The organism is Microbacterium sp. BF1, from assembly GCF_019279095.1.
In the GTDB taxonomy this organism is placed as follows: Bacteria; Actinomycetota; Actinomycetes; order Actinomycetales; family Microbacteriaceae; genus Microbacterium; species Microbacterium maritypicum.
Genome location: NZ_JAGYWT010000091.1, coordinates 1 through 7,146 on the forward strand (window position 1 = coordinate 1; position 7,146 = coordinate 7,146).

The 7,146-nt window shown below is 64.5% G+C and carries 8 protein-coding genes and 1 pseudogene; 2 read left to right on the top strand and 7 right to left on the bottom strand.

Annotated elements, in window-relative coordinates:
- Positions 1 to 843 (bottom strand): NADP-dependent phosphogluconate dehydrogenase (gene gndA, locus KZA10_RS05125; protein ID WP_218682339.1); only part of this gene is annotated, 843 nt, incomplete at its 3' end.
- Positions 844 to 899: 56 nt separating this feature from the next.
- Complete coding sequence (locus KZA10_RS05130) at positions 900 to 1,235, bottom strand: NAD-binding protein (protein ID WP_258185976.1); 336 nt, start codon at positions 1,233 to 1,235, stop codon at positions 900 to 902.
- An 88-nt stretch (positions 1,236 to 1,323) separates the two neighbouring features.
- On the opposite strand from KZA10_RS05130, the pseudogene KZA10_RS05135 reads away from it, so the two are divergent.
- A pseudogene (locus KZA10_RS05135) lies at positions 1,324 to 1,524 on the top strand (SDR family oxidoreductase); the annotation flags it as partial.
- On the opposite strand, the gene KZA10_RS05140 reads toward KZA10_RS05135, so the two are convergent.
- The 5 genes from KZA10_RS05140 to nrdH form a co-directional block, all read right to left on the bottom strand.
- Complete coding sequence (locus KZA10_RS05140; protein ID WP_218682340.1) at positions 1,484 to 2,014, bottom strand: hypothetical protein; 531 nt, start codon at positions 2,012 to 2,014, stop codon at positions 1,484 to 1,486. The pseudogene KZA10_RS05135 and the gene KZA10_RS05140 overlap by 41 nt on opposite strands.
- A 134-nt stretch (positions 2,015 to 2,148) precedes the next feature.
- Positions 2,149 to 3,126 (bottom strand): class 1b ribonucleoside-diphosphate reductase subunit beta, encoded by a 978-nt coding sequence (nrdF, locus tag KZA10_RS05145; RefSeq protein ID WP_017828866.1) that lies wholly within the window; start codon positions 3,124 to 3,126, stop codon positions 2,149 to 2,151.
- Positions 3,127 to 3,178: 52 nt separating this feature from the next.
- The gene (gene nrdE, locus KZA10_RS05150) at positions 3,179 to 5,323 is read right to left on the bottom strand and encodes a class 1b ribonucleoside-diphosphate reductase subunit alpha (protein WP_055865022.1); all 2,145 of its coding nucleotides are present in this window, start codon (positions 5,321 to 5,323) and stop codon (positions 3,179 to 3,181) included.
- Positions 5,320 to 5,754, bottom strand: coding sequence for a class Ib ribonucleoside-diphosphate reductase assembly flavoprotein NrdI (gene nrdI / locus KZA10_RS05155; protein ID WP_055865024.1), 435 nt, complete (start codon positions 5,752 to 5,754; stop codon positions 5,320 to 5,322). Before nrdI ends, nrdE begins: the two co-directional genes overlap by 4 nt.
- 6 nt (positions 5,755 to 5,760) lie before the next feature.
- On the bottom strand, positions 5,761 to 5,994 hold the full coding sequence (nrdH, locus tag KZA10_RS05160; protein WP_017828869.1) for a glutaredoxin-like protein NrdH: 234 nt from the start codon (positions 5,992 to 5,994) through the stop codon (positions 5,761 to 5,763).
- Positions 5,995 to 6,385: 391 nt separating this feature from the next.
- Between nrdH and KZA10_RS05165 the strand changes: the two genes are divergently transcribed.
- A partial coding sequence (locus KZA10_RS05165; protein WP_308289591.1) for an MFS transporter occupies positions 6,386 to 7,146 on the top strand: 761 nt, incomplete at its 3' end.

A 7,146-nucleotide genomic window follows, 5' to 3' on the forward strand; every position in this document is an offset into this window, starting at 1 on the left:
CGAGACGGGGACGCCCAGCGACAGCGCGGTCTGCACGGTCCAGGCGCCGGTGCCCTTGGCTCCTGCCTGGTCGAGGATCACGTCGACCAGCGGCTGGCCGGTGGAGGCGTCCACCTGGCGCAGCACCTCGGCGGTGATCTCGATCAGGTACGACTCGAGCTCGCCCTTGTTCCACTCGGCGAAGATCTCGGCGATCTCGGCCGGCGACTTGCCGGTGCCGCGGCGGATGAGGTCGTAGGCCTCGGCGATCAGCTGCATGTCGGCGTACTCGATGCCGTTGTGCACCATCTTGACGAAGTGACCGGCGCCGTCGTGGCCGACGTGGGTGACGCACGGCTCGCCCTCGGCGATCGCGGCGATCGACTTCAGGATCGGTCCGAGCGTGATCCAGGACTCGTCGGAGCCGCCGGGCATGATCGAGGGGCCGGTGAGGGCGCCCTCCTCGCCGCCGGAGATGCCGGCGCCGACGAAGTTGATGCCGGTCTCGCGCACGGCCTTCTCGCGACGGATGGTGTCGGGGAAGTAGGCGTTGCCACCGTCGACGATGATGTCACCGGGCTCGAAGACCTCGACCAGCGAGTCGATCACGGCGTCGGTGGGGCCGCCGGCCTTGACCATGATGATCGCGGTACGCGGCTTCTGCAGCGAGTCGGCGAACTCCTGGTAGGTGCGGGCCGGGACGAAGCCGGCCTCGGGGTGTTCGTCGAGGAGCGTCTGGGTCTTCTCGTAGCTGCGGTTGAAGATCGCCACCGTGTTCCCCTCGCGGCTGGCGAGGTTGCGGGCGAGGTTCGATCCCATGACGGCGAGTCCGACGACTCCGATGTTCGCTGATGCTTCGGGCACAGAAGGCTCCTCGATGGTGAAGAAGGTGTGGTTTCAGCGTATCGCTGTACGGCAGGTCAGTGGCCACCTGTGTCACGAGAGGCGATGAAGCGTCGTGACACGGCGATGTCGCGGTCGCCGAGACCTGCGGCGACCAGCTCGTCGAAGGCCGCGCGCAGGGCGGGCAGCAGGACGGGGGAGGTGCCGGTGGCATCGGCGATGTCGGCCGCGAAGCCGAGGTCCTTCACCATGTACCGCGCGATGCCGCTGGGGGAGTCGTCGCCGGTGATGAGCTTCTCGCGACGGCTGTCCAGCAGCCGCGATCCGGCGTATCCGCCCGACAGCAGCGACCACAACGCGTCGAGATCGAGGCCGGAGCGGTCGGCGAGCACGGTGGCCTCCCCGAGCGCCATGATCGTCGCGGAGACGACGAGCTGGTTGCAGGCCTTGGCGACCTCGCCGGCGCCGGGCGGGCCGAGCAGGACGGGTGGGCCGCAGGGGGTCGCTCCCGGGTACTTCGCGACCGAGCTCACGAAGGCGCTCGTCGCGGACGAGCAGTTCTCGCAGTGGGTGCGCGGACGCACGCCCGCCGGCCGCTGGGGAGACACCCAGGACCTCGTCGGTGCCCTGCTGTTCCTCGCCAGTGGCGCGAGCGACTTCGTCAACGGGCAGACGCTGTTCGTCGACGGCGGCATGACGGCGGACCGTCGCCGGTGGCACCGGAGTGGGAACGGGAGGAGAGCGGCGACGGCCTCTTCTTCGCGTCTCTGCGCCCGAAGAGATCCGTGACCCGAGAGATGAGCGCGAGCCAGATCCATCCGGTCGCCGAGATGGCCGCGAGTTGCAGCACCACGGCGATGCCGCGCACCTCATCGGGGAACGGCTCGATCAGATCTCCCCCGAACTCGACCACGAAGGCCAGGACGGCCCCGAGCACGATGGCGACTCCGAGATGCAGAATCGCACCGTTGCGAGCCGGCACCATGCCCAGGGTCGCGTTCACGAACGCGAAGCCGAAGCACCAGCCCCCGACCAGCATGAGCAGGAACGGGAAGATGCTCAGGTCGTCGCCCAGGAGCGTGAAACCGATGGCCGCGAGCAGCAGCACCGCCCCCACGACCAGTGGGGTGCGCACGAGCGTCCGCGTCACCTTCACGCGAACGCGCGCTTCGGCGGCGGTCTCCTCGGTCATCGGGATGATTCTAGGTCCGGGCGGGTGTCGACGGGCTCCCCGGGGGACAAATGCAGGCCCCGACCAGCCGCTCGTGGCGAGCAGCCGGCCGGAGCCTTTGGTACGTCAGCGAATCCGGTGCCGACGCGACGGACTCAGAAGTCCCAGTCGTCGTCTTCCGTGGCCTCGGCCTTGCCGATCACGTACGACGAGCCCGACCCCGAGAAGAAGTCGTGGTTCTCGTCGGCGTTCGGCGAGAGCGCCGACAGGATCGCCGGGTTCACGTTCGTGACGCTGGAGGGGAACATCGCCTCGTAGCCCAGGTTCATGAGGGCCTTGTTGGCGTTGTAGTGCAGGAACTTCTTCACGTCTTCGGTCAGACCGACGCCGTCGTAGAGGTCCTGCGTGTACTGCACCTCGTTGTCGTAGAGCTCGTACATGAGCGAGAACGTGTAGTCCTTGAGCTCATCGCGGCGCTCCTGGGTCTCGTTCTCGAGCCCCTTCTGGAACTTGTAGCCGATGTAGTACCCGTGCACGGCCTCGTCACGGATGATGAGGCGGATCAGGTCGGCCGTGTTCGTCAGCTTCGCCTTCGAGGACCAGTAGATCGGCAGGTAGAAGCCCGAATAGAACAGGAAGGACTCCAGCAGGGTGGAGGCCACCTTGCGCTTGAGCGGGTCGTCGCCCTGGTAGTAGTCCATGATGATCTGAGCCTTCTTCTGAAGGTTCGGGTTCTCGGTGGACCAGCGGAACGCCTCGTCGATCTCCTTCGTCGACGCGAGCGTCGAGAAGATCGAGGAGTAGCTCTTCGCGTGCACCGACTCCATGAACGCGATGTTCGTGTAGACGGCCTCTTCGTGAGGCGTGATCGCGTCGGGGATCAGCGACACCGCGCCCACGGTGCCCTGGATCGTGTCGAGCAGCGTGAGACCGGTGAACACCCGCATGGTGAGCAGCTGCTCGTCGGGGGTGAGCGTGTTCCACGACTGCACGTCGTTCGACAGCGGCACCTTCTCGGGCAACCAGAAGTTGTTCACCAGACGGTTCCAGACCTCGAGGTCTTTGTCGTCCTGGATGCGGTTCCAGTTGATCGCCTGCACGCTGGAGACCAGCTTGAGTCTTTCGGGAGTCATTTTCTTCGTCGTTTCTCGGGATTCAGAGCGTCGTTCTCAGGTCAACAGCAGGTCAGAGCATGCACGAGACGCACTCGGCCATGTCGGTGCCCTCGAGCGCCAGCTGACGCAGGCGGATGTAGTAGATCGTCTTGATGCCCTTGCGCCATGCGTAGATCTGCGCCTTGTTGATGTCACGCGTGGTGGCGGTGTCCTTGAAGAACAGCGTCAGCGACAGGCCCTGGTCCACGTGCTGCGTGGCCGCGGCGTACGTGTCGATGACCTTCTCGTAGCCGATCTCGTACGCGTCCTGGTAGTACTCCAGGTTGTCGTTCGTCATGAACGCCGCCGGGTAGTAGACGCGACCGAGCTTGCCTTCCTTGCGGATCTCGATCTTCGACGCGATCGGGTGGATCGACGACGTCGAGTTGTTGATGTACGAGATCGAACCGGTCGGCGGCACGGCCTGCAGGTTCTGGTTGTAGATGCCGTGCTTCTGGATCGACGCCTTCAGCTCAGCCCAGTCGTCCTGTGTCGGGATGTGCTTGCCGGCGAAGAGCTCCTTGACCTTCTCGGTCGCGGGGACCCAGGCCTGGTCGATGTACTTGTCGAAGAACTCGCCCGATGCGTAGGTCGAGTCCTCGAACCCGTCGAACGTGGTGCCGCGCTCGATGGCGAGGTTGTTCGACGCACGCAGCGCGTGGAACAGCACCGTGTAGAAGTAGATGTTCGTGAAGTCGATGCCCTCTTCGGAGCCGTAGTACACGTGCTCGCGAGCGAGGTACCCGTGCAGGTTCATCTGGCCGAGGCCGATCGCGTGAGAGCGGTCGTTGCCGTCTTCGATCGAGCGCACCGAGCCGATGTGGCTCTGGTCGCTCACTGCGGTGAGAGCGCGGATCGCCGTCTCGACGGTCTGTCCGAGGTCGTCGGCGTCCATCGACAGCGCGATGTTCATCGAGCCGAGGTTGCAGGAGATGTCCTTGCCGATGTTGTCGTACGACAGGTCGGCGTTGTACGTGGTCGGCGTGTTCACCTGCAGGATCTCGCTGCAGAGGTTGGACATGTTGATCCGACCCTTGATCGGGTTGGCCTTGTTCACCGTGTCTTCGAACATGACGTACGGGTAGCCGGACTCGAACTGGATCTCGGCGACGGTCTGGAAGAACTCGCGCGCGTTGATCTTGGTCTTCTTGATGCGCGGGTCGTCGACCATCTCGCGGTACTTCTCGGTGACCGAGATGTCGCCGAACGGAACGCCGTAGACCTTCTCGACGTCGTACGGCGAGAACAGGTACATGTCCTCGTCGTTCTTGGCGAGCTCGAACGTGATGTCCGGCACAACGACGCCCAGGGACAGCGTCTTGATGCGGATCTTCTCGTCGGCGTTCTCGCGCTTGGTGTCGAGGAAGCGCATGATGTCGGGGTGGTGGGCGTTGAGGTACACCGCGCCGGCGCCCTGACGCGCACCGAGCTGGTTGGCGTAGCTGAAGCTGTCTTCGAGGAGCTTCATCACCGGGATGATGCCCGAGGACTGGTTCTCGATTTGCTTGATCGGCGCACCCGACTCGCGGATGTTCGACAGCAGCAGGGCGACGCCGCCGCCGCGCTTGGAGAGCTGCAGGGCGGAGTTGATGCCGCGGGCGATCGACTCCATGTTGTCTTCGATGCGCAGCAGGAAGCAGCTGACGAGCTCGCCGCGCTGCGCCTTGCCGGCGTTGAGGAAGGTCGGGGTGGCCGGCTGGAAGCGGCCGGAGATGATCTCCTCGACGAGGGCGACGGCGAGCTTCTCATCGCCGTCTGCGAGTCCGAGGGCGGTCATGACGACGCGGTCCTCGAAACGCTCGAGGTAGCGCTTGCCGTCGAACGTCTTGAGCGTGTAGCTCGTGTAGTACTTGAACGCGCCGAGGAAGGTCTCGAAGCGGAACTTCTTGCCGTAGGCGAGGTCGTTGAGCTTCTGGATGAACTCCATCGAGTACTTCTCGATGACGGCACCCTCGTAGTACTCCTTCTCCACGAGGTAGTCCAGGCGCTCCTTGAGCGAGTGGAAGAACACCGTGTTCTGGTTCACGTGCTGCAGGAAGTACTCCCGTGCGGCGCGCTTGTCGGCGTCGAACTGGATCTTGCCGTCCGCGTCGTACAGGTTGAGCATCGCGTTGAGGGCGTGATAGTCGAGACCCTCATAGGAGGGGTTCGCCTTGAATGCCGCTGTCTCGGTCACTGAAGCTGCCACCGTCGTTCCAATCCGTCGCTCACGCGATCCACATCGTCTTGTGTGCCGAAGATCTCGAGCCGATACAAGTGAGGCACGTTGCACTTGCGGCTGATGATGTCACCGGCGAGGCAGAACGCCTCGCCGAAGTTGGTGTTGCCCGCGGAGATCACGCCGCGGATGTGACGCCGGTTGCGCTCGTCGTTGAGAAACCGGATCACCTGTTTCGGAACGGCGCCCTTCTCGACGCCGCGCCCTGCTCCCCCGCCGTAGGTGGGGGTGACCAGCACGAAGGGCTCGTCGATGACGAGGTCTTCTTCGTGCCGGTGGAGGGGGATGCGTCGGGACGGGAGCCCGAGCTTCTCGATGAACCGCGCGGTGTTACCCGAGACGCTCGAGAAGTAGATCAGGAGCGGCGCTGCGGTCGCGACGGCGCTCATGGGGCGTCACGCCAGACGGGAGGCGAGCTCGTCGATCTTGTCGGGACGGAAGCCCGACCAGTGACCCTCGTCGGTGACGACGACGGGTGCCTGCATGTAGCCGAGCGCCTTGACCTGCTCGAGCGCCGTCGGGTCTTCCGACAGGTCGAGGATCTCGTACTCGATGCCCTTGGCATCCAGGGCACGGTAGGTGGCGTTGCACTGAACGCAGGAAGGCTTTGTGTAGACCGTGATCGACATCTTTTTCGTAACCCCTCAAATCTCTGGCCTGCTTCTCATCAGGCTGTTTCCCGGTAGACCCCTGCCGGGACTTCAATACTACATATGGGGACCGACATTGGGGGCGACCACAAGGGGTAGTAGTTACATCCTTGTAGTTATCCACCGTTCTCTACAGATACAACACAGGTTCTCCACCGTTTCTTCCACAGGCAGAGGCCCCGTACGGGGACACTCGAACCGCAGGAAATCGCGGCTGGGAAGCACCCGTGAGCGATCTGTCCACAGGGGCGACCATACGAGGGGCTTCGGACATTCCGAGACCTGTGGAAACTCCCTCTCGGCGTGTCGGCGGCGTGTCGCATCCGTACCCGCTTCGACGCTCCCCGCCGGGTGCCGGTACCGTTGTCTGGTGGCGGGATATCGGGATCTTCTTCGCACGCCGGGAGTGGCGCGCATGATCGCTGCTCAGCTGACGGCGCGCTTCCCCAACGGGATGATGTCGCTGGCGATCCTGCTGCATGTCGAGCAGCAGACGGGGTCTTACGGATCTGCCGGTCTGGTGCTCGCCGCGACCAGTGTGGGGCAGGCGATCGCCGGCCCCATCACCAGCCGCTGGATGGGCGTCTGGGGCATGCGTCGCGTGATCACCCTCACCCTGTCGGTATGCGTCGTGGCGGTGCTGTGTCTCGCCCTGCTCCCGCTCGAAGTACCGGGGTACATGGCGCTCGGGATGGTCGCGGGCCTCTCCACTCCGCCGGTCCAGGCCGCGGTCCGCACGATCTACCCCAAGCTCGTGAACTCGTCGAACCTCACTCCGTTGTTCTCCCTCGACGCCTCGCTGCAGGAGATCATCTGGGTGCTGGCCCCCGTCGTGATCACGCTCGTCTCCACTCAGATCGGCACCGCGGAGGGACTGCTGCTGGTGGCGATCATCCTCGTCGGCGGCGGAGCGTGGTTCATCCTCTCCCCCGAGCTCGGGCGCGTGCGCATCCCGCGCAGTCGCAACGCTCTCGGCAAGGTCGTGCTCAAGCCGCCCGTGCTGCTCGAATGTCTCGCGCTCAACCTCCAATCGGCGGCCGTCCATCTGCGACGGATACAGCACCAACTCGATAGGGCTCGTGGGGTTGGGGTTCTGCAAGCGGACGCCCTGCACGGGGGAACCGGCGGTGA